Source organism: Citrobacter sp. Cb080, from assembly GCF_030334745.1.
Classification (GTDB): Bacteria; Pseudomonadota; Gammaproteobacteria; order Enterobacterales; family Enterobacteriaceae; genus Citrobacter; species Citrobacter braakii.
In genome coordinates, this window is sequence record NZ_JAOWDG010000063.1 from 128,687 (window position 1) to 152,933 (window position 24,247).

The following is a 24,247-nucleotide window of genomic DNA, read 5'->3' on the forward strand; positions in this document are numbered from 1 at the left end:
AAACTGATTATTAAAGATTTTAATTTGAAACTGTGTACTTAACCAGCAATTCATTGATCCACCTCAGTGGATTGGTCAAAGTTTGGCCTTTCATCTCGTGCGAAAAATGCGTAATATACGCCGCCTTGCAGTCACAGTATGGTCATTTCTTAACTCATGCGCATCGGACAATACCAGCTCAGAAATCGCCTGATCGCAGCACCTATGGCTGGCATCACTGACAGACCATTCAGGACGCTGTGCTATGAGATGGGAGCAGGATTGACGGTATCCGAGATGATGTCTTCTAACCCGCAGGTTTGGGAAAGTGACAAGTCTCGTTTACGGATGGTGCACGTTGATGAGCCAGGAATTCGCACGGTGCAAATTGCCGGTAGCGACCCTGTTGAGATGGCCGATGCCGCACGTATTAACGTGGAAAGCGGCGCCCAGATTATTGATATCAATATGGGGTGTCCGGCTAAAAAAGTGAATCGCAAGCTCGCAGGTTCAGCCCTCTTGCAGTACCCGGATCTAGTGAAATCAATACTAACCGAGGTCGTCAATGCAGTGGACGTTCCTGTCACACTCAAGATTCGCACCGGCTGGGCTCCGGAACACCGTAACTGCGTAGAGATTGCCCAACTGGCTGAAGACTGTGGCATTCAGGCTCTGACCATTCATGGACGCACCCGCGCCTGTTTGTTCAATGGAGATGCTGAGTACGACAGTATTCGGGCAGTTAAGCAGAAAGTTTCCATTCCGATTATCGCGAATGGCGACATTACTGACCCGCATAAAGCCAGAGCTGTACTCGACTATACGGGGGCGGATGCCCTGATGATAGGACGTGCAGCTCAGGGAAGACCCTGGATCTTTCGGGAAATCCAGCATTATCTGGACACTGGGGAGCTGCTGCCCCCGCTGCCTCTGGCAGAGGTGAAGCGCTTGCTTTGTGCGCACGTTCGGGAACTGCACGACTTTTATGGTCAGGCAAAAGGGTACCGAATTGCGCGTAAACACGTATCCTGGTATCTCCAGGAACACGCTCCGGATGACCAGTTTCGGCGCACATTCAACGCCATTGAAGATTCCAGCGAACAGCTGGCGGCGTTGGAGGCATACTTCGAAAATTTTGCGTAAACAGAAATAAAGAGCTGACAGAACTATGTTCGAACAACGCGTAAATTCTGACGTACTGACCGTTTCTACCGTTAACTCTCAGGATCAGGTAACTCAAAAGCCCCTGCGTGACTCGGTTAAACAGGCACTGAAGAACTATTTTGCTCAATTGAATGGTCAGGATGTTAACGATCTCTATGAGCTGGTACTGGCTGAAGTAGAACAGCCCCTGTTGGACATGGTGATGCAATACACCCGCGGTAACCAGACCCGTGCTGCCCTGATGATGGGCATCAACCGTGGTACGCTGCGTAAAAAACTGAAAAAATACGGCATGAACTGATACTAATCAGTTAAATGTTTGTTTTAAAAGGCGCTACTCGGCATGGGGAAGCGCCTTTTTTATTAAACTGACTGCACCACTGACTGCACCAAAGCACGAACAACAATGAACACTATCATGCAATAACAGGCTTTGACTGAGGGATTTATGGAAGAGACAAAAAGTAAAATGCTAAGGCTGGCTATCTTGAAGTAAAAAAGCCCGGTATAAACCAGGCTCATTTTTCCTATTCCTATCATTTTTCACAAACAGGCCATTGCCATCTTGCCCCATGGATTTCCATACCCAGCAGTAAAGGCGTGCATTTTGACCTCAGAACCATCACCATCAGCATTCACAAGGGCAACAACTGAAGCTCCAACATCAGAAACGGTTACCACTATTCTGTAGCCCGTTTCAGTCTCCATCGTTGTAGCTGATGGGTTCAAATCTGACATCTTTGGTGCTAAACAGCGAACCACCTCAGCTGGTTTTTTTTGACTTTTTCCAGTAAAAATTGGTGGTTTATTTGTAATCGTTTCGACTGAACAACCAGCCAGCAAAATAGATGCAACAAACAAGGTTATTATCTTTCTCACTTCATCCCCTACTTAATATTTGAATCCAACCGTATAACGAGTTTGCAGGCTTAATTGATAGTGTTTGGCGAATGGATAAATGACTCTTGATTTTTCTCCAGTAGCGACTTCATATGCTCACCCCAACCTGCAAAAATAGCTTCATCTGTACCCGGGTAAGCTGTCAGAAAGCACATTAGCATTTCGTCGGTGAGTTTGTCCTGCTTATCCCAGTCAACAATGAACTGTCTAAACAGAGCGTAAGCCTTCTCCGGGTCTTTATTCTGCCATGTCTCGACAACATTATCGAAAGGAGGAACGATGTAAGTTACCTCTACCGGAAATGGCTCGTATTTTGTCGGTATCAATACCTCTCGGGTAAATACCTCACCTTCTGGCCAGAGTTGCACCTGATTTGTCAAAGCTGATCCTCCACATAGATGCCCGCCGAAATGATGGCACCACCGATACGGCGTTTTCCATAAGCCAGCGGAACGGGATTACCCTGGGCGGTTGTGTTCGTTACGCCACCAAAAGCATATGAAGCGCGGTTATCTGCACTTTGCTTACTGGCAAGCCCCGACGGTTGAGGTGATAACATCTGAGCAACACCACCCACCATCATTGCTGCCCCAATCTTCCATGCTGCCGGCCCCCATACACCACCGCCCCATGCTTGCCCTATCGTTGACCCAAGAACACCAACAACCACCAGGACGGCGCCAAGAATGGTTTGCAGAACACCAGCACGCTTACTCCCCATAATGACCGGAACAATTCGAATAGTTCGGCCACAGCTTGGGAAATCGAGATCGTCTTCAGTAATATTTTTCTTATCAACGAAGATTGCGAATGTCTGTCCTCTGGCTTTACTGGTGTTCATGTATTTTTCAAAGCCGGGGAGTGTAACTGACAGCGCTCGAAATACCTCTCGCGGTGTGCTAATCACTCGCTGGTGCTCCCGGCCAAATAATCTGATCAGAGGACCACTCAGTTTGATAGTTGTCATGACTTCTGCACATGGATTCATAGCCGCCTCAGTTAATTTTGGAGAAAGGAAACGGTTAGGCTTTTTTTAGCTCAAAATAGCGCTTACCATTTCCTTTCTTTTTAGATGGTGTTTTCATTAAAAACATATAGTTACACCGAAGAAGAACAGAAACGGCAAATCGCAGAAAATTTTCATAAATAGCAAGAATCTGCGAGGTCGCCGCCCCGTAGCAGGCCGAATTGCCCGAAAGGACCCGCGCCGATCCGCCGGGTCATTCGGGCCTGTCGGTCAGCCAATCAACGTGCTTTTCCCGCCGCGAGCCTGCTGGCGCACACGCTCGGCCTTAAGGCAAAGAGATGCTTCAGGCTTAGCAGGTACAGGAACATGGCAGGTTTCAGAGGTCCGGGGAATGTTATTGATCCATTCAATAACTTCACTCAGATACCACGCCTTGCGCCCCTCAGTGACCTGGACGCGTACTGGAAACTCACCTCGCGCTTCGAGATTCAGCAATGTACGGCGGCTCAGCGTGGTGAGTTCTATGACCTGATTCATATCAACCAGGCGCTCACTGACGTTCATTTTGTCTGCCATCTCCAGCAGTTCACCCACCACTGGATCCGGATAGAGAGCATTGGCGGTGGCCATCAGGCTGTTATTTTTATCTTGCATCATAATCTCCTTACACCAGTGCCAGTGGCTGAACAGAAATACCAGAGCCAACGAACGCTGCTACTTTTGCAGAAAGCGTGGTTACATCATCAGGCCAGTTAAGGGCATCAACATTCAGCACGCCAGCTTTGTAGACCTGAGCATGTGTCTGGCTTGCGGTATCAACAGCAAAGCAAGATACATAGACAACCTGCCCGGCATGCGCCCCATCCCAGACCACCAAAGCCCCATTGGTAGCATCCTGCATAAGTGGAGTCAGCGCGGGAATAACGCCCTTTGCTCCAGCGAAGATACCCAGAGTTGTCACCAGCGCTTCAGTACCGGCCGCCAGTTCAGTGTAATGCGTCGTCATGATTACTCCTTAGGCCACGCGAACGGTGACAAAACGGTTGATACGGGCCGGGATAGGCTGCGGTGCGGAGTGGGTCTGAACGTACTCAATAGCTGGGTCGCCTGGAACAATGTAGTTCTTCGGTGCCAGCTCAGCTTTGGTAATACCCATGCGGATAAGTTCTGGATCCTGAATGCCGCCGTAGGCCACAATGCCCTGCAAGGCAGTGTTTCCCAGCACCATCAAATCAGGATCGAGAAAATGTTTTTCGGTGCCGTCTTCGTCGGTATAGCGACCGCTATAAACCACAATTGCCACATCGCCCATATAGCCTTTAAAGCTCACTGAATCGCCCAGGTCTTTAAGTGCTGTTTCAAGCTGTGCGTTGGAGCCGCGGCGCGTGTCGAGTGCATCTTTAATCGCTTTGAAAGAACGATATTTTTTCCAGACGTTCCCGCCCATAATGATGATATTAGTTACGCCTTCACTCAGCTCTGAATAGGTTTCAATATCGTCATTTGGATCAAACGTCGTTTTATCTTTACCTGACCAGGCAGCGCCACCAGCCTGAGTGATTATATTCTGGGATTTAATATTCCAGTCCAGCTCGTAACGCTCGATCCCCTCCCCCTCAATAATATTTTTCCCGGTAGTGACAGCCTGAACGGCCAGCCATTCAATACGCGCACGAATAGCAATAGACTGTTTGAGGATGGACTGTTTTACCTTGATATTGCGGGTATCAAGCGTGCTGTATTGCTCAGGAGTAACACCCGCCGGACGAACAGCTAGTTTGTTCGGGTCAATGCTGCTCTTTGGCTTCATGTAACCCGGACGGATAGACTTGGACTCGTAGCCCTCATCACGCGCCACCTTACTGCCCACCATTGGCGAACAGAACGCCGCGATCGGAATATTTGGATCGTCGATAGTGTCCAGGATGATATCGCGCGTTTCAAAAGTAACTGCACGGGTAAAGAATAAATCAGTGAACAGGGTTTTTAGTTGTTTCTGAATGTCCTCAGCGCTAACAACCCGAACCAGCGCCGCAGGTGAATATAAATCTGGCATATATTACCTCATTAAAATGAATACAAAGTTCATCACAGAAATAATGGTATCACTGAAAAACGCATAATGATTGAATGCGGCCATGTGCAATAGAGTGCAATAATGTATAAAGTTAATTCCCAGTGATATGGCCCACTAAATATCTGTTATCGTTCTCACTGTTATTTCCTCCAAATAACATCGTTCGTTAAAAATCCATGTTTTCCCAAGCGGGTCTGGTTGCAGCCCGCTTTTTTTTCGTCTTTCGCAAAATTATGGCTCGGCAAAATGAGTGGTGAAAATCACCCTACCCACAGCTTTAAAATTAAAAAATATCCTTTTAAGTGTTCACCCGTTCACCTTTGCGAATTTCTTAATTAAATTCATGTAGTTATATGGTGAATACTACTCTTTCAGGTATTCACTAGTGTTCACCATACCCTTCACCCTTTAGGGCAAAAAACAATCAAAAGGTGAACAGGTGAATACTTGGTGAATACTTAATAAATAAGTGTTCACCCCTTAACACTCTGTTATTAATAGAATTTTAAACAGGGTGAATACTGGTGAACACTTTATCTATAACTTTACTCTACCCCTTCATTCTCAGTAGTGATTGCACATGATGGCATCCAGTCGCCAGAATCATCATGCAGGGTTACGTTAGAGCGTATGCCATGTTTGGTTTTCCGCTTCTGGTATTCCTTCCCATACTCAGCCATTGCGCCAGGCATATCTGTACCGAACCGCATCAGTGAGACAGGCTTACTCAGGCCATTGGCTCTCATGTATGCCAGATAGGCGTGATACAGGTACTTGCGCGGGCTGAATGGCACCATCTCGGCATTACCGATAAACATCCCGTCACACACTACCGACGCCATCAGGTAGCCGCAGAAGTCCACCAGCGAATCACCTTCACGCTTGATCGCCAGAGCCTCCTCTGATTTCTGCTGCTCATACAATAACCGTCTGGCTTCGTCCTGATCTGCAAAACGTGTAAGCAGATGGCGGATAACTACAGCCAGTTCCCCTTCTATTTTCTCTGCCAGCATCGAGTCTCGCTCGTTTTCTGGTACAACCTCCGAGAAATTGAAAATAACCCGGCGCCGCGAAATCCCCCCGCTACGGTCGCTGAATGTCATAGCATTGTTGTTTACCGCCAGCACCACCGCCGGAATACGGGTTGAATATGGTGCTTTATGTTTAGGATCGATAGACACCTTGTCACCACCAGTTATGGCCTTAATACCTGCACCATCACCAGCGTACCGGGTCATATCCGGCATAATGATCAACGAGTAACCAACCACCAGCGCCCTGTCCCTTGCATCCTCTAGCGCTTTCATACTGGCTGATACCGTATTAGCCTTACCCGCCAGCATGGTACAGATCTCCGCCATCACGCTTTTACCGCTACCACCCGGCCCCGTTACTTCAAGGAACAATTGCCAGTCGTACCTGTTCGCCAGCACCATAAATAACGCAGCCAGTACACGATCTGTTTTGCGGTCGTTGCTGGCCACAGAGCGGCGAAGCCACTTCCAGAAGTTCGGCGCGTGGCTGGCCAGCGTTTCCCCTTCGGCTGGTGGGCTGAACGGTAGTTCGCTGGCGATCAACAACCAGTCTGTTTTGCTGTGCTGCCTGAATTGCCCCGTACGGGTATCAAATACCCCATTACTAAAGCCAATCAGATTCCGCGCTGTCACTCCCATGACCGGAAGGCTCAGTTTCATAGTTTCCACTGCCGATTTGACAGCGTTCTGCGAATAGGCCACCTCAGCATCAATGTAAATCTGCGCCATTTCACGCTGCAGCTCTTTGTCCGGAAGCGGGTTCCACACCACGCCGTTATAGTGGTGCACCGTGTCCGAGTCGGCATGGATTGCCAGATCTCCGTCATAATGAGCCAGTAAGACTTCTCCGCGCTGGCTGGCCCCCATCTGATTTAATGCCGGTGATACTCCGCTATGGGCTGGTTCGCGTTTCGTTACCGGGAGATCGACAACAACACTATCCGCCCTGATCCTCTCCAGATAATCATGCCAGTCCTCTGGCTGGCGATCCGGAATGCCCTTATACAATTTGGCATCCTGCACTCCGGCCCGCGCCAGCTTCTCACCAATGACGTTAATCAGTATCGGCTCAATGTTTCCGGCCAGATACACACGGGCACTACGGCGCCCTTTATCGATAATTTGCAGGTTATCCAGCTCTGCCAGTTGCTTTGGCCCCAGATAGATAGGCGGCGTTGTGTCTTCGGCAATTTGCTTACCCAGCCCCTCTTCCCATCCCTTAGCGTGGGCGTAGGCATCAGCACCGGCAAAAATAACCGCCTCTGTAAATTTTTCTTTTGGCAGATGTTTCAGGTTAGGTGCATTTTTCATTCTGGGATCCCCCCGCTCATCTGGAACTTCCCGATCAAAGGATGGAACCAGTACGCCGAACCGTATTTGCGTTTGGCGCTGCGGAGCACCAGTCGGGCCGCTTCCCTGAATTTTTCATCAGGCGCGACAAAGCCGCCAGATTTCAGTTTGACCAGCATCACACCTGTATTTTTCGCCAGTTCCTCGGCCTTTTTGGTGGAAATGCCATACTCTGCGGCCAGCGTAGCGACGGGAGTCATGCCGGGAGGGATTTCACCGCCCTGGGTATCGGTGAGAACCCTTACCTTTTCTTCAAGAACGGTGACTTTCTCCACCAGCAGATCGAAGCGTTTTTCCAGCTCATTGAAATTGAAGTTGCTGATCATGACTGTTTCCCCTTATTACGCTCACCACGTACATAACTCGCAGTGTCACTACTTTGACTGAGTGCCGTAGCCATTCGTGGCAGGTGCCGAAGGGCCGCGCTAACCAGCAATAAATCGCGGCGGGCATCTTCGTCGGAATAGTCTTCGGCATTGACTGCATCCATCGCCAGGTTGCCGATCAGCGTAAGGGCGCTGTTAATGGCGAATGCGCCAGCGGCGTACAAATCAATGTCCTCTGATAGTTGCTCATTGGTATGGTTCTTAAACTCAGGGGAAGACTTTGTGAGCAGATGGTAGATATCACGCATGATCGCCACCTTTCGAACCATGTTCGAGCATATTCGCTGCTAAACTGTCAGAGATACGCCTTGCCAGACTAATAAGGTTCTCACGCCCCACGGAATCAACTTCACATTCTTCGACAACCATCAGCAAAGCCGCCAGTTCACAATCGAGAGAGAGGGTAGGTTGGTTTGACATGTTATGCATGGCGTACCTCCTGAGAGGCGGCGCTATCAAACTCCCAACCACGGCGAGTGGAGTAATCGAAGAACGAAACACGGCATGGAGCCTGTGCGCGGATCTTTGCTGCAAAGACCAACTCCCAACCGGGAAAAGCGGCGCGGGCGTTGGCTTCCGTGTCGGCATCAAAGCGGAGAACTACCGGGGCGCATTCTGGGTAATGCTTCGGGGTAGCCAAGAATAGCCATGTAAATTCAGGGCGAGTTTGGGTATGCTGTTGATCAGCCATAACTGTTACTCCAATTAACGGTTTGGTTAGAGACCCGGTTAGTGGTGGTACACTGCCGGGTTTCGCACTTACAAGGTGAATCGCACCTTTGCATTTAAAGCTACATTTAAGTGAATCGCACTTCAAGTCTTTTATTGTCATTTTTTTTGCGTATACTGAATCGCACCTATCGCAAGGAGACTCAGTAATGGCAACGGGTTCAACTAATAATAAATCACAGCAGCTTAATGCTCGCTTTCCACATGATGTTGTCGCGGACTTAGAAAAAAACCTTGAAGATGGAGAGACAAAAGCACAATTCATTGTCACGGCAGTTAAAGGCGAGATCAAACGCCGACAGCGTAAGAAGACTAAACCCGCTTTGAATGAGGCAACATGATGGCAATAGCTCATAACGAATCCGCGTCCAGCTACCAAGACGCAGAGAAAGCTTTGAACCAAGTAAAAGAGCACTTCTCTAATTATGATTGCGTTGTTAAAACTGACGATCATGGGAACGAAATTGTTGTACGTTTCCCCGAAACTAAATCTCATAATCCACTTGCTGTCACTATCGACAAAAAAAACTTCAATCATAAAAGCCGGTTGAAAGAACACCTCGAGTTCATTGAACGCCAATTGAAAGAAAACGGCAGAATATAGGCTAAATATCTTTTTTGAGCTTTGGTGCTGACCGTTGTGATTTTCTTCGCATCGGTCCCCACCATCCAGATAACGGGGTTTTGCACTTTTTGTGTAGTACTGAAAGCGTCTACCGTTACTTACCTTTTTTGTGTAGGTCCCACACCCAACATCTTGGTTTCCCCAGTTCTGGCGGGATGTACCGAGTTGCAATTGTGCAACTCTAAATGAGGTGCGCAAAATCACTGTACCCTCTACCGGCTCACACTCCCCCCATTGGGGGAAGTATTGGGTATGCTGCAATGCAGTACCCCCTACTCTGAAAATGTAACCAACTATCTTTGAGATGGTCGCTACCGAAAACTCAGGAGATTGGTTATTCCGTATTAACTGCGCCATTGCCGCAGTTCCTGAAGTTTCAGGAGATGAAGCGATTATTTTCGCATCGCTCGACCTTTGACCACCAGCGACAGGCCTGGTATGCTGATTCTGTTCTTTGTTTTCGGTACTACACTGGCGGCCCGGCATGGTCGCCTTTGTTTTTTGTGCCATACCTCCCCCTAAGCTGCTTTACAGCGGCTTTGTTGCCACTCAGAGACTTCAGAAAGAAGCCAACCAACAGCGCGGCCACCCAGTTTACGGCGGGCAGGGAATTGACCTTCCTTTTCCATCATGTAGCGGGTAGTGCGGCAAATCCCTGTAAGCTGACGGCACTCAGCCTCTCGGATCACTCGCTCTGCCTGCGGGGATGATTGTTTGATATAACTCATATAAAAACGCCCTCGTTCATTAATGTTCGAGGGCATTTTTCACTGTATTAATATTGAAAACACCTATACCAAAAAGCCTTAATTTCTACTGAGAATCGGATACTCAAACTGCGTTATTGAGATATTTCACGCTTGAGTTTTTCTAAAGAATCATACGACATGATTTTCTCTATAAATGGCTTAATGGTTTGATAAATGCCAAAATCGCCTCTCTCGCCGTAGGGCCATAATGCAACAGTGAGAACGCTGCTTGGGATAGAAACGCTCTTAACTTTTGACCAGTGCATTAAATCTATGTAAGGAAGCACCTTATATTCTATTATTTTTCGCCTGACGACCTGCCAGTAATTATTTAAAGGTGCATCAATCGGTTCCATTTCCATTTCTTCACGCCAAATTGGCAATAGCTTTTTAAAATCATCAATCAAAATGTCATCAGGAACATTTAGATCAACACTGATGTATAAGCTGCTATCTGTAACCAAACTGACTGAATCGGAGCCTCTCGCCATAAGCAACCCATGATTAACATCACTTTCAGCCATGAGAGACTGCTGTTCTTCTTTGCTTATAGTGAAAGGCATCCCCGCCCTTAGCCCTTTAGAGTCCTGCCCTTGAGCCAGAAACATAACCTCCATCCTCGACAAATATCCGATTCCGTAGCCAGTAGAAAGCGCGTTTGTCGTTTTTGTAAACGACCGATATTTATCAACAAACTCCTCTCCACCTTTAAACTGTTCAGCTGCCCAATCAGGAGTTTCCACTTTCATTTCGTTGAATGGATCACTTTCGGCAAGTGGCGTATTAGCTCCATGTTCTAAATAATACGTCGCCAAGCTCTCATCCCATGAGCACTCATCAAAAATCGACATTCGCCAATATAATTGCCTAAATAAATCTTTGTCAGACATTGACTCAATACATTCATATTTTTTTAAGTTGAATTCTTTTGGCAGATCAAGTGTGCTTTTAATTCTTTTACTCATTTAGCCATCTCCAAAATAGCAACATTAGGATAATCAGAGGAAATAACCTCTAAACGCTCCATCCATTTATTCAGTGCGTCCAGCTTTTCAGGTAAATACTGGCTACGGTTGTAGACGGCCATCACCCCGCCGAGTGAGTGGCCCAGCAGTTGCTCAACAACGTGCGGCGCAATCCCCATGTTGTTTAGTGTGGTGGAGAACGTCCGGCGCAGATCGTGAAGCGTCCAGGGCTCAGAATGCCCCAGGCGTTTATAGATACCTCTTCCCCACTGGCTGACGGCTTCGGGTTTCTTCAACTCCCCCAACAACAGGCCAGTATCCTTATTTCGTGCGACCAGGCTTTTGACGAATGGCCTCATAGCAAAGGGAATTGGCCGCAGTATCTTTTCACCACCCTTGCTGTGCTCTTTCGGCACCGTCCAGATCCAGTCATGTAAATCCCATTCACCGATAGTAGATAGCCTCAGTTCCTGAGTACGGCAACCGAACGCCACCAGCAAATGAAGCAATGCGGTATAGTACGGCTTAAACTTCATCCCGGCACTTTCCCGCCAGATATCTACTAACTCCTGCCGTGTATGCTCCCTGTCCCGCTTATTCTGCTTGCGGCCGACATCATCAATAGTCAGGTCGTCGAGAACGTTGCTCACGGCATAACGATGTACCCGGCAGAACTTCATCGCCTGTTTACACATCTGCAGGAGATAGCCGGCGGCCACTGGCGCTTCATCCCGTACCCGGGCGAAACACTCAAGCCAGTGCCTGGTTTCGCACATTGAAAGCGGGAACGCCCCAATATATGGGTAGATGTGCTTATTAAGCTGCTCGATGTGTTTTTCTACATTAGCCCGCTTATGGGTTGCGTACTCCCTGATCCAGTAATCCATAGCATCTTTCACCGTCACCGGCTTCAGGGTTTCCTGAGTGGTGAAGCTCAGTTGATGTTTTGGGTTCTTGCCTTCTGCCAGCCAAGCGCGGCATTGCTCACGCTTTTCTCTTGCAGATTTCAGAGAAAGATCTGGATAGTTGCCTAACTTTATACGTTGGGAGGTCGTTTCACGGCCGCCGGTTCGAAACGTGAAATACCATGTCATGACACCAATCTTGGAAACCTTGATACTCAGCCCATCACCATCAGCATAAAAGCTGTCTCCGGGACTCTCCCGGCCATTCATTTTACGCAGCGCGGTATCGCTCAGTTTGTTCGTTCCACCAGCCATAAAAACCTCAGTTCATTATTGAGAGTGGGCAGGACTGACTGCACCACTGACTGCACATTTCGATGTTACTCTATGAACGACAATGAACAAAGACAAACCGAAAATGTAACTTTCCCTTTTGTATTCAATACATTGAATGAACATTAACGAACCATGATAAACTGCAAAAAACGTAGGTTTTGAAAATACGGCATGAACTGATACTAATCAGCGAAATGTTTGTTTTAAAAGGCGCTACTCGGCATGGGGAAGCGCCTTTTTTATTAACGTCACACGGGAGGCTTTGGCGATGAACGCAAGATGTGAACCTGTCTATTTTGGCGATGAATCTAAAAAGATAATCCTGGGTGATGCTCTGACCGAACTGAAAAAGCTGCCGTCAGAAAGCGTCGATCTCATTTTCGCCGACCCACCTTATAACATCGGTAAAGACTTTGACGGGATGGTGGAATCCTGGGACGAAGAGGCATTTTTGGCATGGCTGTTTGAGTGCATTGACGAGTGCCATCGCATTCTCAAATCACACGGCACCATGTACATCATGAACAGTACGGAGAACATGCCGTACATCGATCTCAAATGCCGCCAGCTCTTTACCATCAAGAGCCGTATCGTGTGGTCATACGATAGCTCCGGGGTGCAGGCCAAAAATCACTTTGGTTCGATGTATGAACCGCTTCTGATGATGGTAAAAGATCAGAAAAACTACACGTTTAATCGTGATGATATTTTGGTTGAAGCCAAAACGGGCGCTAAACGTGCACTGATAGACTACAGAAAGAACCCGCCTCAACCTTACAACCAGAAAAAAGTACCAGGCAATGTCTGGGAGTTTCCACGCGTTCGTTATCTGATGGACGAATACGAAAATCACCCGACTCAAAAACCCAAAGCCCTCCTTGAACGCATCATTCTGGCTTCCTCCAGTCCAGATGACAGCGTGCTGGATCCGTTTGCCGGTAGCTTCACTACCGGTGCCACTGCCGTGGAATTAGGTCGCAAGTTTGTCGGGATTGAAATCAATGCCGAGTACGTAAAAATGGGGCTCAGAAGAATGAGCATTGGTTCGCATTTTTCAGAGAATGAACTTGCAAAGGTGAAAAAGCGGAAGACAAAAAATCTGTCTAAAAAGAGTCGATTAACAGCAAAGAGCGGCGATCTTTCAGCAAAGTAAAGGCATTGTAAGTCTGCTTTTCAGCTTGCAGATTTCGTGTATATTCCCTGCACGCTTGGGCATGAATACACAGGGTTTGGTAATGATTCGCAAGTATTGGTGGCTGGTTGTTTTTGCGGTCTTCGTTTTTCTCTTTGATGCGCTGCTCATTCAGTGGATAGAGCTGATGACAACGGAGCACGATAAGTGCCGGAATATGAATTCTGTAAACCCCCTCAAGCTGGTCAACTGCGTCGACCTCGAATAGCACGACGAAAAATACGTCGACAGCCGTCAGGCCCTGGCGGCTAAAACTACCCTGGCTGATTTTCACTCTGCATTAATTGCATTACACAGCCGTCTGGGCTTAACATTTTTAATACGTTATCAACTAATACTGGCGCTTGCCCATACAAATCATAACTCACTGGATTCATTAACCAGTTTTTTATTATCCCGCTAAAGCTACCATGCAGAATAATGATGATGACATCTAAATCCAGACTGGTAGCAATCAGATTTTCATCCACGCACTTTTGCAGTGAATCACGAATGCTTTGATGACTGAGACCTATTTTATCGCGAATGGTCTGTTCTGATATCATATCGTTATGAAATTCACATTTATGATATAAAATTTGCATTAATGCCTGCTGGCGAGGATTCTGTGCAATATATTGCAATCCCACTACAAACTTTTCACGCAGTCGCTGTAAAGGATTATCCCCCCAACGACCAATAAGCTTATCCTGAATAAGATCGCGTAATGAAGGTTGTTGTAACCATAGCGCATTGAACAATTGCGTCTTATTTTCAAAATGCCAATAGAGCGCCCCCCGCGTCACGCTGGCGGCATCCGCAATGTCGTTTAACGTCGTATTGCTAACACCACGCACGGCAAACTGCATAATCGCTGTTTCTATCAGGTGCTGTCGTGTTTTGAGGGCATCAGCTTTCGTTTTTCTGGCCATGGTTTCGACTGTCTGAGGTAAGGTAGAGAATGATTAACTTTCTTATGTAATATTTGCTAAACGGAACAAATGTATCACTTAGCGTTTATTTAGACGAGTTCTAAAACAGTTAATTATGGATATTGCACACGAATAAACAAAACAAATAACAACCACCAATATATTCACCAATCAAATACTTATTTCAATATGTGTTTATGCGCATCATAGCATTACTATTAAAACCATAATGAAACAACCGAAGATAAATCCTTTTTTGTTTTTACGTGCCGTGTATCGCGCCCATAAATAAGTATTGCTTACATCGCAAGCTAATAATTTGTAGGATAGCCAACCATTATTTTCACTTGTGCGCGTTATCGCCTCTGCGTTACCCGGTTAATAACGAGCGTTCGGTTTTTTAAGGAATAGAAATGACGAAAAATGCCAGGTTTTCACTCCTGCCCTCATTCATCATCATGTCCGCTGTATTACTCGCCGGTTGTAACGATCAGGGAGAAACACAAGCTCACCCCGCAGAGCCGCAGGTGACTGTCCATGTCGTCGAAAAGGCGCCTTTAGCCGTGACGACCGAATTACCTGGGCGCACAACAGCATTTCGTATTGCTGAAGTCCGTCCTCAGGTCAGCGGGATTGTACTTAAACGGAATTTCACCGAGGGAAGCGATGTTGAAGCCGGTCAGTCGCTTTATCAGATCGATCCTGCGACTTACCAGGCCGACTACGACAGCGCCAAAGGCGAACTGGCAAAGAGTGAAGCGGCAGCAGCTATCGCACATTTAACGGTAAAACGTTATGTCCCGCTGGTTGGCACTAAGTACATCAGCCAGCAAGAGTACGATCAGGCCATTGCTGATGCTCGCCAGGCCGATGCCTCCGTTATCGCGGCAAAAGCGGCGGTCGAAAGCGCTCGTATCAACCTGGCCTACACCAAAGTGACATCGCCCATTAGCGGACGTATCGGTAAATCTAACGTCACCGAAGGCGCATTAGTCACGAATGGCCAGGCAACTGAGCTTGCTACCGTGCAACAACTTGATCCTATTTACGTCGACGTAACACAGTCCAGTAATGACTTTATGCGCCTTAAACAGTCCGTTGAGCAAGGGAGCCTGCATAAAGACAGCGCCAGCAGTACCGTCGAACTGGTGATGGAAAATGGTCAGTCGTACCCGCTGAAAGGTGCGTTGCAGTTCTCTGATGTCACCGTTGATGAAAGTACCGGATCCATCACCCTCAGGGCCGTATTCCCTAACCCACAGCACACGCTGCTGCCGGGCATGTTTGTGCGTGCTCGTATTGATGAAGGCGTCCAGCCGAATGCCATTCTCGTTCCCCAACAAGGGGTAACGCGTACGCCACGCGGTGATGCAACGGTGATGGTTGTCAATGACAAGAGTCAGGTCGAGGCTCGCACCGTCATTGCTACTCAGGCGATAGGTGATAAGTGGTTAATCAGCGAGGGCTTACAGCCTGGCGATAAGGTTATCGTCAGCGGATTGCAGAAAGCGCGTCCCGGCATAAAGGTTAAAGCAACCACCGATACCGAAACTCCAGCCGCAAAAACTGCGCAATAAGGTAACCGGACATGGCTAACTTTTTTATCAATCGCCCTATTTTTGCCTGGGTTCTGGCCATCATTCTGATGATGGCAGGGGCTCTGGCAATCATGCAACTGCCCGTTGCACAGTATCCGACCATTGCACCTCCTGCGGTCGCTATTTCTGCCACCTACCCAGGTGCGGATGCGCAGACAGTACAAGACACGGTTACGCAGGTTATCGAACAGAATATGAACGGTATCGATAACCTGATGTATATGTCCTCCACCAGCGATTCCTCCGGGAGCGTCACCATTACTCTGACTTTCGAGTCGGGTACTGACCCGGATATCGCACAGGTCCAGGTGCAAAACAAATTACAGTTAGCGATGCCCTTACTGCCACAGGAAGTACAGCAGCAGGGGATCAGCGTCGAGAAATCCAGTAGCGGTTTCCTGATGGTGGCGGGTTTTGTCTCCGATAATAACAATCTGACGCAGGATGATATTTCCGACTATGTGGCGTCTAACGTTAAAGACGCAATAAGCCGAACAGCAGGTGTCGGCGATGTCCAGATGTTTGGTGCACAGTACGCAATGCGCATCTGGCTCGACAGCAATGCAATGAACAAATATCAGTTGACTCCGCTGGACGTTATCAATCAACTGAGAACGCAAAACAATCAGATTGCCGCAGGCCAACTGGGAGGCGCACCATCCGTCCAGGGTCAACAACTTAATGCCTCCATTATTGCTCAGACACGCCTGAAAACGCCGGAAGAGTTTGGTCGCATAACGCTGAAGGTGGGCCAGGATGGCTCAATGGTTCACCTCAGAGATGTAGCCCGCATCGAACTGGGCGGCGAAAACTATAACATGGTGACGAAAATTAATGGTCAGCCCGCAACAGGTCTGGGCATTAAGCTGGCGACCGGTGCAAATGCGCTGGATACTGCCGCAGGCGTCAAAGCAAAGCTGGCTGAGTTACAACCTTTCTTCCCGCAAGGTTTGCAAGTGGTTTACCCCTATGACACTACACCATTTGTAAAAATCTCGATTAACGAGGTGGTGAAAACGCTGTTTGAAGCCATCATCCTCGTCTTCCTGGTGATGTACCTGTTCCTGCAAAATCTACGCGCCACGCTAATTCCAACTATCGCAGTGCCTGTCGTGCTGTTGGGAACATTCGCGATCCTCGCCGCATTCGGATTCTCCATCAACACGCTAACGATGTTCGGAATGGTGCTGGCCATCGGCCTGCTGGTCGATGACGCCATCGTGGTAGTAGAAAACGTCGAACGCGTCATGGCGGAAGAGAAACTGCCGCCCAAAGAGGCGACGCAGAAATCCATGGTCCAGATCCAGGGCGCACTGGTCGGGATCGCGATGGTGCTCTCGGCGGTATTTATCCCCATGGCGTTCTTTGGCGGCTCGACCGGCGCCATTTACCGCCAGTTCTCTCTGACCATTGTTTCAGCGATGGCGCTTTCTGTTCTGGTCGCCCTCATTCTTACGCCAGCGCTTTGTGCAACGCTGCTAAAACCCGTTTCCGCCGGACATGTTGAAAAGAAAGGCGGTTTTTTCGGATGGTTTAACGCCCTGTTCGATAAAAGCGTCGGGCATTACAGCAATAGTATCAGCGGTATTCTGCGCAAAACCGGACGCTACTTGTTGCTATATGTTCTTATCGTCGGCGGAATGGCTGTTCTGTTTTTACGCCTCCCTACCTCCTTCTTGCCCGATGAGGATCAGGGGGTCTTTATGACAATGGTGCAACTTCCTGCCGGTGCGACACAGACGCGCACACAGCAGGTGCTGGATCAGATTCAGAATTACTACCTGAACCAGGAAAAAGCGAACGTAAAATCGGTGTTCACCGTTAATGGCTTCAGCTTTAGCGGCCAGGGACAGAACTCCGGTATCGTCTTTATTAGCCTCAAACCATGGGAAGAGCGTTCGGGCGATGAAAACGGCGTGACGGCTATCGTCGAACGTGCGACCAGGGCGTTCAGCCAGATTAAAGATGGACTGGTGTTCCCGTTCAACATGCCTGCCATTCTTGAACTGGGTACCGCGACCGGCTTTGATTTTCAGTTAATTGATCAGGCTAACCTCGGTCATACAGAACTGACTAAAGCCCGGAACCAGTTGCTGGGTATGGTGAGAGAGCATCCAGATTTACTGGTGCGCGTGCGCCCTAACGGTCTGGAAGATACCCCGCAATTTAAGCTGGATATTGATCAGGAAAAAGCCCAGGCGTTAGGCGTAAGTCTGTCGGATATAAACCAAACGATTTCCACGGCCCTTGGCGGCACCTATGTGAACGATTTTATCGATCATGGCCGAGTGAAAAAGGTATACGTTCAGGCTGACGCGCCGTTCCGTATGTTACCCAACGACATCAACAATCTCTACGTACGTAGTGGGAATGGTGAAATGGTGCCATTCTCTGCGTTCAGTTCGTCGCATTGGATTTATGGTTCACCCCGCCTGGAGCGTTACAACGGTATGCCATCAATGGAAATACTGGGAGAGGCCGCGCCGGGTCGAAGCACCGGTGAAGCCATGGCGCTCATGGAAAACCTGGCAGCACAGCTGCCAACCGGTATCGGCTATGACTGGACGGGGATGTCATATCAGGAACGGCTCTCCGGCAATCAGGCACCTGCGTTATACGCTATTTCGTTAATCGTCGTCTTCCTGTGTCTCGCCGCATTGTATGAGAGCTGGTCTATTCCATTTTCAGTCATGTTGGTTGTACCGCTCGGCGTGGTCGGTGCGCTTCTGGCGGCGTCCATACGCGGTCTGAATAACGACGTTTACTTCCAGGTAGGTCTGCTGACTACCATCGGTCTTTCCGCCAAAAACGCTATCCTTATCGTGGAGTTTGCCAAAGACCTGATGGATAAAGAAGGTAAAGGGTTGATTGAAGCCACACTGGAGGCGTCACGCATGCGTCTTCGTCCAATCCTGATGACATCCCTGGCGTTTATTCTGGGGGTTATGCCTCTGGTTATCAGCCACGGAGCAGGTAGCGGGGCGCAGAATGCGGTCGGTACAGGCGTAATGGGAGGCATGCTGACCGCGACATTGTTAGCAATCTTCTTCGTCCCCGTCTTCTTCGTTGTCGTCAGACGGCGTTTTAGTCGACGCAACGTTTAATTTGTAAAATAAAGGCGTCTTCGGACGCCTTTTTCACCTAAGATGCCCCTCTTTATTTATTAATAAGATAGCCATTTATTTCTAATAAACCCTTCCTGAAAAAATCGCGAATCACCTTTCTTTTTATCCATTATTTTTACAATCCACATGAATTGAGATTATTCCTCATGTCAGTATTTTTTTAAGAAGTGGTAAAATAATCGCCGAGTTCGCAGATGGCTTAGCGTTTGTCTTTGCTCAATTAGCGAAACGCTTATTTTTGAGGTAACACCATGAAAAGATTAATATCCGTTGCATTGCTTACCGCATTCCTGGCCGGCTGTGCACACGATTCTCCTTGCGTACCTGTATACGACGATCAGGGGCGCCTGGTTCATACCAATACCTGTATGAAAGGCACCACGCAGGATAACTGGGAAACAGCCGGTGCCATCGCCGGTGGCGCAGCAGCCGTTGCCGGGCTGACGCTTGGGATAGTCGCCCTGACCAAATAAATCTTCTTAAAAGCGCGGTGGGTACCGCGCTTTTTGCAATAAGAATTAAATCTTCATATAAGACAAAACGTTGGTATATAGCACTCAACGTATAATAAAATTATTATAGATTTTCCTCACATATCCACGATTTGAAATTAGCATTTTTTCAGTTCTTCGTAACAGCGCGCTTTCTTTTCATTATTCTCACGTCATCAATATTAACGTACGAAATCGTTATCACGCGTCCGGTTTGATTTTTAAATTTTTTGCGCCGAAATGTGGCTTACGTTTCAATTTTGCACCACTTCAGGGCGCTGCATTTATTTTTTCCTGTCTACACTCTGGATATTGCGTCGAATAATCGTGCGCAAAAACCTGGCACTACCTTTGCTTAAAAGAGTATGGCCATAGCCACAGACAGGTAAAAGACGTTTTCAGAACGTTTCCATAACAATAATTCCTCCACACAGGATGCTCTATGAAAAAGATGATAATAGCCAGCCTGGCTGCGGCCGGCGTGCTGCTTGCGGTTGCAAATCAGGCACATGCCGGCGCAACACTTGATGCCGTAAAGAAAAAAGGTTTTGTGCAGTGTGGGATCAGTGACGGGTTGCCTGGCTTTTCTTATGCCGATGCAAGCGGTAAGTTCTCAGGTATTGATGTCGACGTATGTCGTGGCGTTGCCTCCGCCGTATTTGGCGATGATAGCAAAGTAAAATATACCCCGCTCACCGCCAAGGAACGCTTTACCGCACTACAATCAGGTGAAGTCGACATGCTCTCTCGTAATACCACCTGGACCTCCTCTCGTGACGCAGGAATGGGAATGTCTTTCACTGGCGTAACGTATTACGACGGCATTGGTTTTCTTACCCACAATAAAGCGGGTCTCAAGAGTGCTAAAGAGCTGGATGGCGCAACGGTTTGTATCCAGGCAGGAACAGATACCGAACTGAACGTGGCTGACTACTTTAAAGCCAACAACATGAAGTACACCCCTGTCACTTTTGACCGCTCGGATGAATCAGCTAAAGCTCTGGAATCTGGACGCTGCGACACGCTGGCTTCCGACCAGTCTCAATTGTACGCCCTGCGAATCAAGCTGAGTAATCCTGCGGAATGGATTGTCCTGCCAGAAGTTATTTCTAAAGAACCGCTGGGACCTGTTGTACGTCGTGGAGACGATGAGTGGTTCTCCATTGTTCGCTGGACGCTGTTCGCCATGCTGAATGCGGAAGAAATGGGCGTTAACTCGAAAAACGTCGATGAAAAAGCGGCTAATCCTGCAACGCCGGATATGGCACACCTGTTAGGCAAAGAAGGGGATTATGGTAAGGATCTGAAGCTTGATAACAAATGGGCTTACAACATTATCAAGCAGGTAGGTAACTACTCGGAGATCTTTGAGCGTAACGTGGGATCGGAAAGCCCACTGAAGATCAAACGTGGACAGAACAACCTCTGGAATAACGGTGGCATTCAATATGCGCCACCGGTGCGCTAATACGTAGTGATGTAACGGGCGCCGCGACTGCGGCGCTCAGTCCAGAGTCATAGTTACCGAGGTTTTCTTATGTTCCATCGCCGCTCAATCGTAAAAGGATCGTTATCCTTTTCTAACCCTGCGGTCCGCGCCTGGTTATTTCAAATACTTGCCGTCATTGCAGTCATCAGCATTGCGGTCTATCTCATCCATAACACGATAAATAACCTGAATAATAGCGGTATTACCTCGGGATTCTCTTTTCTCGATCGCAGCGCCGGATTTGGTATTGTCCAGCATCTGATCGATTACGAGCAAGGCGATACGTATGGCCGTGTTTTTATCGTTGGCCTGCTCAATACGCTATTGGTTTCTGCACTGTGCATTGTTTTTGCATCAATTCTCGGTTTCTTTCTCGGACTGGCACGCCTGTCAGATAACTGGTTATTACGAAAGCTCTCGACGATCTACATCGAAACGTTCCGCAATATACCGCCGCTGCTGCAGATCTTCTTTTGGTATTTCGCCGTATTACGTAACCTGCCCGGCCCACGTCAGGCCGTTAACGCGCTGGACTTGATGTTTCTGAGTAACCGGGGACTCTATATTCCGGCACCGCAAATGGGAGAAGGATTTTTTGCCTTTTGCGGCGCTGTAATTATCACTATCGTCGTCACTATCGGGCTATTTCGCTACAACAGAATGCACCAGACTAAAACCGGTCAGCTACGCCGGACCTGGCCCACGGCTCTGGCGCTGATCGTGCTTTTACCGATGATCTCACAGTGGCTGTTTGGCGCAGCGCTTCACTGGGATATCCCCGCCCTTCGCGGTTTTAACTTCCGTGGCGGTATGGTGCTTATTCCCGAACTGGCTGCCCTGACGCTGGCGCTTTCAGTGTATACCTCGGCGTTTATTGCAGAAATTATTCGAGCGGGAATCCAGGCCGTTCCTTATGGGCAACATGAAGCAGCACGCTCGTTGGGTCTACCAAATCCGGTGACACTGCGCCAGGTGATCATCCCACAGGCGCTACGCGTCATCATTCCCCCATTAACCAGCCAGTATCTGAATATCGTCAAAAACTCCTCACTTGCGGCCGCTATTGGCTACCCGGATATGGTTTCACTGTTTGCCGGCACGGTACTCAATCAAACAGGGCAAGCCATTGAAACTATTGCTATCACGATGTCGGTGTACCTGATCATCAGCCTGAGCATTTCTCTGCTGATGAATATTTATAACCGCCGTATTGCACTGATTGAGCGCTAAGGAGCCATGATGACAAAAGCACTGCTGTCTCACCCCTCGCGTCAGAATAGTAACCCGGCAAGCCGCAGTCTACTCTGGATGCGTAAAAACCTGTTCTCCAGTTGGTCAAATAGCCTGCTCACGCTGCTGTGCGTTTGGCTGATTTGGTCATTTCTTCCGCCACTGCTGAACTGGGTATTCTTTCAGGCCAACTGGGTCGGTTCAACCCGCGCAGACTGCACCAAAGCTGGGGCTTGCTGGGTGTTCATTCATGAACGCTTTGGGCAATTCATGTATGGACTTTATCCCCACGATCAGCGCTGGCGCGTAAATCTGGCCCTGATCATTGGCCTGGCCTCTATCGTCCCTATGTTCTGGAAATCTATTCCCCACCGTGGCCGCTATATCGCCGTCTGGGCCGTCGTTTATCCCGTGGTGGTCTGGTGGTTGATGTACGGTGGTTTTTTCGGACTTGAGCGCGTAGAAACCCGACAGTGGGGCGGATTAACACTGACGCTTATCATTGCATCCGTGGGGATTGCGGGCGCGCTTCCGTGGGGTATTTTACTGGCGCTTGGACGTCGGTCTCATATGCCAGTCGTGCGGATTTTATCCGTCATTTTCATTGAGTTCTGGCGCGGTGTGCCGTTGATTACCGTCCTTTTTATGTCCTCGGTCATGCTTCCTCTGTTTATGTCCGAAGGGACCAGTATCGACAAACTTATCCGGGCGCTGGTCGGCGTGATTCTTTTCCAGTCGGCGTATGTCGCAGAAGTGGTTCGCGGAGGGTTACAGGCCCTACCAAAAGGTCAGTATGAAGCCGCTGAATCACTGGCGTTAGGGTATTGGAAAACGCAAGGGCTGGTCATTCTTCCGCAAGCCCTCAAGCTGGTTATTCCGGGTCTGGTTAACACGATTATCGCCCTGTTTAAGGATACCAGTCTGGTCATCATCATCGGCCTGTTTGATCTCTTCAGTAGCGTGCAGCAGGCAACTGTGGACCCTGCATGGTTGGGTATGTCGACGGAAGGATATGTTTTCGCTGCACTGATTTACTGGATCTTCTGTTTTAGCATGTCGCGTTACAGCCAACATCTGGAAAAACGTTTTAACACCGGGCGTACACCGCACTGAGGAATTTATGAGCCAATTATTAATGCCGTCTACCGACGCGATGATTACGCTGGAAAACGTCAACAAATGGTACGGACAGTTTCACGTCCTGAAAAACATCAACCTGAAGGTAAAGCAGGGAGAACGCATCGTATTATGCGGACCTTCCGGTTCGGGTAAATCGACAACTATCCGCTGTATCAACCATCTTGAAGAGCATCAGCAAGGACGTATTGTGGTGGATGGGATCGAACTCAATGAAGATATCCGCAATATTGAGCGCGTCAGACAAGAAGTTGGCATGGTTTTTCAGCACTTTAATCTCTTTCCTCATTTGACGGTCCTGCAAAACTGCACGCTGGCACCGATCTGGGTGCAAAAGATGCCAAAAAAAGAGGCTGAAGCTCTGGCAATGCACTACCTTGAGCGAGTTCGCATTGCTGAACATGCGCATAAATATCCCGGGCAAATCTCTGGTGGGCAGCAACAGCGCGTAGCCATTGCACGCTCACTGTGCATGAAACCTAAAATTATGTTATTCGATGAACCTACATCAGCGTTGGATCCTGAAATGGTAAAAGAAGTACTTGATACCATGATAGGTCTGGCGCAATCAGGTATGACCATGCTGTGTGTTACCCATGAAATGGGCTTTGCCCGCACAGTGGCCGACCGGGTGATCTTTATGGATCTTGGCGAGATTGTTGAACAGGCAGCACCGGATGAGTTTTTTGCTCACCCCAAATCTGAACGCACTCGTGCGTTTTTATCGCAGGTTATTCATTAAAGTCATGCGCCGGATACAGCCCGGCGTTTAACAGATAAAACAAAAGACCCAGTCTTTCGACTGGGCCTTTTGTTTTTATTTGATGTCTGGCAGTTCCCTACTCTCGCATGGGGAGACCCCACACTACCATCGGCGCTACGGCGTTTCACTTCTGAGTTCGGCATGG

The 24,247-nt window shown here is 48.5% G+C and carries 28 protein-coding genes and 1 rRNA gene; 13 read left to right on the forward strand and 16 right to left on the reverse strand.

All coding sequences use genetic code 11. The features are described from left to right. Positions 1–156 precede the first annotated feature (156 nt). Both dusB and fis read left to right on the forward strand, forming a co-directional pair. On the forward strand, positions 157–1,122 hold the full coding sequence (dusB, locus tag OGV38_RS11820) for a tRNA dihydrouridine synthase DusB (protein ID WP_003025224.1): 966 nt from the start codon (positions 157–159) through the stop codon (positions 1,120–1,122). A 25-nt stretch (positions 1,123–1,147) separates the two neighbouring features. Further along, positions 1,148–1,444 carry a DNA-binding transcriptional regulator Fis gene (fis, locus tag OGV38_RS11825; protein ID WP_000462905.1) on the forward strand — a complete coding sequence of 99 codons (297 nt, stop codon included), beginning with the start codon at positions 1,148–1,150 and terminating at the stop codon, positions 1,442–1,444. Between the two features lie 242 nt (positions 1,445–1,686). On the opposite strand, the gene OGV38_RS11830 is transcribed toward fis, so the two are convergent. The 11 genes from OGV38_RS11830 to OGV38_RS11880 all read right to left on the reverse strand — a co-directional run bounded on the left by OGV38_RS11830 (position 1,687) and on the right by OGV38_RS11880 (position 8,548). After that, complete coding sequence (locus OGV38_RS11830; protein WP_071698762.1) at positions 1,687–2,022, reverse strand: lipoprotein; 336 nt, start codon at positions 2,020–2,022, stop codon at positions 1,687–1,689. Between the two features lie 50 nt (positions 2,023–2,072). Beyond that, on the reverse strand, positions 2,073–2,423 hold the full coding sequence (locus OGV38_RS11835) for a hypothetical protein (protein WP_286473335.1): 351 nt from the start codon (positions 2,421–2,423) through the stop codon (positions 2,073–2,075). Continuing rightward, positions 2,420–3,031, reverse strand: a complete 612-nt coding sequence (locus tag OGV38_RS11840; RefSeq protein ID WP_275143810.1) for a tail assembly protein — start codon at positions 3,029–3,031, stop codon at positions 2,420–2,422. Before OGV38_RS11840 ends, OGV38_RS11835 begins: the two co-directional genes overlap by 4 nt. Before the next feature lie 249 nt (positions 3,032–3,280). Beyond that, positions 3,281–3,664, reverse strand: coding sequence for a helix-turn-helix transcriptional regulator (locus OGV38_RS11845; RefSeq protein ID WP_053388741.1), 384 nt, complete (start codon positions 3,662–3,664; stop codon positions 3,281–3,283). 10 nt (positions 3,665–3,674) lie between these two features. Continuing rightward, positions 3,675–4,016, reverse strand: a complete 342-nt coding sequence (locus OGV38_RS11850) for a head decoration protein (protein ID WP_286473337.1) — start codon at positions 4,014–4,016, stop codon at positions 3,675–3,677. 9 nt (positions 4,017–4,025) lie between these two features. Continuing rightward, on the reverse strand, positions 4,026–5,066 hold the full coding sequence (locus tag OGV38_RS11855; RefSeq protein ID WP_172729378.1) for a major capsid protein: 1,041 nt from the start codon (positions 5,064–5,066) through the stop codon (positions 4,026–4,028). A 566-nt stretch (positions 5,067–5,632) separates the two neighbouring features. Next, complete coding sequence (locus OGV38_RS11860) at positions 5,633–7,432, reverse strand: DNA primase family protein (RefSeq protein WP_286473339.1); 1,800 nt, start codon at positions 7,430–7,432, stop codon at positions 5,633–5,635. After that, entirely contained in the window at positions 7,429–7,797 is a 369-nt protein-coding gene (locus tag OGV38_RS11865; RefSeq protein WP_275143814.1) for a hypothetical protein, read from the reverse strand. The genes OGV38_RS11860 and OGV38_RS11865 overlap by 4 nt, the downstream gene beginning before the upstream one ends. After that, positions 7,794–8,105, reverse strand: coding sequence for a hypothetical protein (locus OGV38_RS11870; protein WP_182936580.1), 312 nt, complete (start codon positions 8,103–8,105; stop codon positions 7,794–7,796). Before OGV38_RS11870 ends, OGV38_RS11865 begins: the two co-directional genes overlap by 4 nt. Next, on the reverse strand, positions 8,098–8,286 hold the full coding sequence (locus tag OGV38_RS11875; protein ID WP_286473342.1) for a hypothetical protein: 189 nt from the start codon (positions 8,284–8,286) through the stop codon (positions 8,098–8,100). Before OGV38_RS11875 ends, OGV38_RS11870 begins: the two co-directional genes overlap by 8 nt. Then, complete coding sequence (locus OGV38_RS11880) at positions 8,279–8,548, reverse strand: host cell division inhibitor Icd-like protein (RefSeq protein ID WP_275143818.1); 270 nt, start codon at positions 8,546–8,548, stop codon at positions 8,279–8,281. The genes OGV38_RS11875 and OGV38_RS11880 overlap by 8 nt, the downstream gene beginning before the upstream one ends. A 187-nt stretch (positions 8,549–8,735) precedes the next feature. Between OGV38_RS11880 and OGV38_RS11885 the strand changes: the two genes are divergently transcribed. Then, on the forward strand, positions 8,736–8,927 hold the full coding sequence (locus tag OGV38_RS11885) for a YlcI/YnfO family protein (protein ID WP_047715940.1): 192 nt from the start codon (positions 8,736–8,738) through the stop codon (positions 8,925–8,927). After that, complete coding sequence (locus OGV38_RS11890) at positions 8,924–9,190, forward strand: hypothetical protein (RefSeq protein WP_127768427.1); 267 nt, start codon at positions 8,924–8,926, stop codon at positions 9,188–9,190. The genes OGV38_RS11885 and OGV38_RS11890 overlap by 4 nt, the downstream gene beginning before the upstream one ends. Before the next feature lie 539 nt (positions 9,191–9,729). Here OGV38_RS11890 and OGV38_RS11895 read toward each other — a convergent pair. The 3 genes from OGV38_RS11895 to OGV38_RS11905 all read right to left on the reverse strand — a co-directional run bounded on the left by OGV38_RS11895 (position 9,730) and on the right by OGV38_RS11905 (position 12,145). Then, positions 9,730–9,939, reverse strand: a complete 210-nt coding sequence (locus tag OGV38_RS11895; protein WP_069219458.1) for a helix-turn-helix transcriptional regulator — start codon at positions 9,937–9,939, stop codon at positions 9,730–9,732. 113 nt (positions 9,940–10,052) lie between these two features. Continuing rightward, on the reverse strand, positions 10,053–10,925 hold the full coding sequence (locus OGV38_RS11900; protein ID WP_275143821.1) for a DUF6387 family protein: 873 nt from the start codon (positions 10,923–10,925) through the stop codon (positions 10,053–10,055). After that, positions 10,922–12,145: a tyrosine-type recombinase/integrase gene (locus tag OGV38_RS11905; RefSeq protein ID WP_275143823.1), complete on the reverse strand. Its 1,224-nt coding sequence runs from the start codon at positions 12,143–12,145 to the stop codon at positions 10,922–10,924. The genes OGV38_RS11900 and OGV38_RS11905 overlap by 4 nt, the downstream gene beginning before the upstream one ends. 289 nt (positions 12,146–12,434) lie before the next feature. Between OGV38_RS11905 and yhdJ the strand changes: the two genes are divergently transcribed. Next, positions 12,435–13,319 (forward strand): adenine-specific DNA-methyltransferase, encoded by an 885-nt coding sequence (gene yhdJ / locus OGV38_RS11910; protein WP_016157595.1) that lies wholly within the window; start codon positions 12,435–12,437, stop codon positions 13,317–13,319. A gap of 82 nt (positions 13,320–13,401) precedes the next feature. Next, complete coding sequence (locus tag OGV38_RS11915; RefSeq protein ID WP_003025279.1) at positions 13,402–13,566, forward strand: DUF2556 family protein; 165 nt, start codon at positions 13,402–13,404, stop codon at positions 13,564–13,566. A 46-nt stretch (positions 13,567–13,612) separates the two neighbouring features. On the opposite strand, the gene envR is transcribed toward OGV38_RS11915, so the two are convergent. Continuing rightward, a complete protein-coding gene (envR, locus tag OGV38_RS11920; RefSeq protein ID WP_047359095.1) occupies positions 13,613–14,269 on the reverse strand; it encodes an acrEF/envCD operon transcriptional regulator in 657 nt (218 codons plus the stop codon). A gap of 413 nt (positions 14,270–14,682) precedes the next feature. On the opposite strand from envR, the gene OGV38_RS11925 reads away from it, so the two are divergent. The 7 genes from OGV38_RS11925 (at position 14,683) to OGV38_RS11955 (ending at position 24,081) form a co-directional block, all read left to right on the forward strand. Then, positions 14,683–15,846, forward strand: a complete 1,164-nt coding sequence (locus OGV38_RS11925; RefSeq protein WP_075848814.1) for an efflux RND transporter periplasmic adaptor subunit — start codon at positions 14,683–14,685, stop codon at positions 15,844–15,846. An 11-nt stretch (positions 15,847–15,857) separates the two neighbouring features. Beyond that, entirely contained in the window at positions 15,858–18,971 is a 3,114-nt protein-coding gene (locus OGV38_RS11930; protein WP_142418145.1) for an efflux RND transporter permease subunit, read from the forward strand. 272 nt (positions 18,972–19,243) lie between these two features. Then, on the forward strand, positions 19,244–19,465 hold the full coding sequence (locus OGV38_RS11935; protein WP_003025292.1) for a lipoprotein: 222 nt from the start codon (positions 19,244–19,246) through the stop codon (positions 19,463–19,465). Positions 19,466–19,925: 460 nt separating this feature from the next. Beyond that, a complete protein-coding gene (locus tag OGV38_RS11940; RefSeq protein WP_003025295.1) occupies positions 19,926–20,951 on the forward strand; it encodes an amino acid ABC transporter substrate-binding protein in 1,026 nt (341 codons plus the stop codon). Positions 20,952–21,020: 69 nt separating this feature from the next. Next, a complete protein-coding gene (locus tag OGV38_RS11945) occupies positions 21,021–22,202 on the forward strand; it encodes an amino acid ABC transporter permease (protein WP_049040272.1) in 1,182 nt (393 codons plus the stop codon). 9 nt (positions 22,203–22,211) lie between these two features. Next, the gene (locus OGV38_RS11950; protein ID WP_016157600.1) at positions 22,212–23,315 is read left to right on the forward strand and encodes an amino acid ABC transporter permease; all 1,104 of its coding nucleotides are present in this window, start codon (positions 22,212–22,214) and stop codon (positions 23,313–23,315) included. Between the two features lie 7 nt (positions 23,316–23,322). Then, positions 23,323–24,081 carry an amino acid ABC transporter ATP-binding protein gene (locus tag OGV38_RS11955; RefSeq protein WP_016154732.1) on the forward strand — a complete coding sequence of 253 codons (759 nt, stop codon included), beginning with the start codon at positions 23,323–23,325 and terminating at the stop codon, positions 24,079–24,081. An 84-nt stretch (positions 24,082–24,165) separates the two neighbouring features. Here the strand turns inward: OGV38_RS11955 and rrf are convergent. Further along, positions 24,166–24,247: ribosomal RNA gene (gene rrf / locus OGV38_RS25120) — 5S ribosomal RNA — on the reverse strand; the annotation flags it as partial.

Coding starts and splice junctions, on each gene's coding strand:
- dusB (WP_003025224.1), top strand. CDS start 157: ATGCGCATCGGACAATACCAGCTCAGAAATCGCCTGATCGCAGCACCT.
- fis (WP_000462905.1), top strand. CDS start 1,148: ATGTTCGAACAACGCGTAAATTCTGACGTACTGACCGTTTCTACCGTT.
- OGV38_RS11840 (WP_275143810.1), bottom strand. CDS start 3,031: ATGAATCCATGTGCAGAAGTCATGACAACTATCAAACTGAGTGGTCCT.
- OGV38_RS11845 (WP_053388741.1), bottom strand. CDS start 3,664: ATGCAAGATAAAAATAACAGCCTGATGGCCACCGCCAATGCTCTCTAT.
- OGV38_RS11850 (WP_286473337.1), bottom strand. CDS start 4,016: ATGACGACGCATTACACTGAACTGGCGGCCGGTACTGAAGCGCTGGTG.
- OGV38_RS11855 (WP_172729378.1), bottom strand. CDS start 5,066: ATGCCAGATTTATATTCACCTGCGGCGCTGGTTCGGGTTGTTAGCGCT.
- OGV38_RS11860 (WP_286473339.1), bottom strand. CDS start 7,432: ATGAAAAATGCACCTAACCTGAAACATCTGCCAAAAGAAAAATTTACA.
- OGV38_RS11865 (WP_275143814.1), bottom strand. CDS start 7,797: ATGATCAGCAACTTCAATTTCAATGAGCTGGAAAAACGCTTCGATCTG.
- OGV38_RS11870 (WP_182936580.1), bottom strand. CDS start 8,105: ATGCGTGATATCTACCATCTGCTCACAAAGTCTTCCCCTGAGTTTAAG.
- OGV38_RS11875 (WP_286473342.1), bottom strand. CDS start 8,286: ATGCATAACATGTCAAACCAACCTACCCTCTCTCTCGATTGTGAACTG.
- OGV38_RS11880 (WP_275143818.1), bottom strand. CDS start 8,548: ATGGCTGATCAACAGCATACCCAAACTCGCCCTGAATTTACATGGCTA.
- OGV38_RS11885 (WP_047715940.1), top strand. CDS start 8,736: ATGGCAACGGGTTCAACTAATAATAAATCACAGCAGCTTAATGCTCGC.
- OGV38_RS11890 (WP_127768427.1), top strand. CDS start 8,924: ATGATGGCAATAGCTCATAACGAATCCGCGTCCAGCTACCAAGACGCA.
- OGV38_RS11895 (WP_069219458.1), bottom strand. CDS start 9,939: ATGAGTTATATCAAACAATCATCCCCGCAGGCAGAGCGAGTGATCCGA.
- OGV38_RS11900 (WP_275143821.1), bottom strand. CDS start 10,925: ATGAGTAAAAGAATTAAAAGCACACTTGATCTGCCAAAAGAATTCAAC.
- OGV38_RS11905 (WP_275143823.1), bottom strand. CDS start 12,145: ATGGCTGGTGGAACGAACAAACTGAGCGATACCGCGCTGCGTAAAATG.
- yhdJ (WP_016157595.1), top strand. CDS start 12,435: ATGAACGCAAGATGTGAACCTGTCTATTTTGGCGATGAATCTAAAAAG.
- OGV38_RS11915 (WP_003025279.1), top strand. CDS start 13,402: ATGATTCGCAAGTATTGGTGGCTGGTTGTTTTTGCGGTCTTCGTTTTT.
- envR (WP_047359095.1), bottom strand. CDS start 14,269: ATGGCCAGAAAAACGAAAGCTGATGCCCTCAAAACACGACAGCACCTG.
- OGV38_RS11925 (WP_075848814.1), top strand. CDS start 14,683: ATGACGAAAAATGCCAGGTTTTCACTCCTGCCCTCATTCATCATCATG.
- OGV38_RS11930 (WP_142418145.1), top strand. CDS start 15,858: ATGGCTAACTTTTTTATCAATCGCCCTATTTTTGCCTGGGTTCTGGCC.
- OGV38_RS11935 (WP_003025292.1), top strand. CDS start 19,244: ATGAAAAGATTAATATCCGTTGCATTGCTTACCGCATTCCTGGCCGGC.
- OGV38_RS11940 (WP_003025295.1), top strand. CDS start 19,926: ATGAAAAAGATGATAATAGCCAGCCTGGCTGCGGCCGGCGTGCTGCTT.
- OGV38_RS11945 (WP_049040272.1), top strand. CDS start 21,021: ATGTTCCATCGCCGCTCAATCGTAAAAGGATCGTTATCCTTTTCTAAC.
- OGV38_RS11950 (WP_016157600.1), top strand. CDS start 22,212: ATGACAAAAGCACTGCTGTCTCACCCCTCGCGTCAGAATAGTAACCCG.
- OGV38_RS11955 (WP_016154732.1), top strand. CDS start 23,323: ATGAGCCAATTATTAATGCCGTCTACCGACGCGATGATTACGCTGGAA.